The organism is Streptomyces alkaliphilus (genome assembly GCF_014141535.1).
In the GTDB taxonomy this organism is placed as follows: domain Bacteria; phylum Actinomycetota; class Actinomycetes; order Streptomycetales; family Streptomycetaceae; genus Streptomyces; species Streptomyces alkaliphilus.
Map to the genome: position 1 here is coordinate 1 of NZ_VKHT01001636.1, position 593 is coordinate 593.

1 protein-coding gene is annotated in these 593 nt (G+C 71.3%); it reads left to right on the forward strand.

The annotated features are described in order from the left end of the window. Positions 1–26: 26 nt before the first annotated feature. Positions 27–593: bestrophin-like domain (locus FNQ90_RS26075; RefSeq protein ID WP_182608545.1), on the forward strand; the 567-nt coding region annotated here is incomplete at its 3' end.

The window sequence follows — 593 nt, forward strand, 5'->3', positions numbered from 1 at the left end:
CCCCGTCCCCATCCCGAGGAGAACCGTTGTCCCCCTGGTTGGTGTTGTCCCTCGCCGTCGTCACCACCTGCGGTCTGGTCCTGTTGGTCGGTTGGTGGCACGGCCGGCGGCACGGCGCGGAGGAGCCCGCCGAGACCCCCGCCGTGATCGACTACATGATCATGATGATCGGCGTGGTGTACGCCATCGTCCTCGGTCTGGCGATCGCCGGCGTCTGGGAGGAACGCAGTGCCGCCGAGGACTGGGTGCGTCAGGAGGCCCAGGCCCTGCACGAGGTCGGGACGCGGGCCGCCGCGCTTCCCGACGAGGTCCGGGACCGGGTCCGGGAGGACGTGGACGCCTACGTGCGGCACACCGTGGAGGAGGAGTGGGATCACATGATCCGGGAGGAGGAGCTGACCGAGCGGGGCGACCTCCTGCTGGAACGGTTGCGGGAGGGAGTCCGTGTCCACCAACCGCAGGACCCGGTCGGCCTCCAGGAGCGTGCCGCGATGACGGACCGTCTCGCCGCGGTCTCCGAGGCGCGCACCGCTCGGGCGCAGAGCGCCGAGTCGACCATGCCCGCCGTGGTGTGGGTGGGTCTGGTGGTCGGG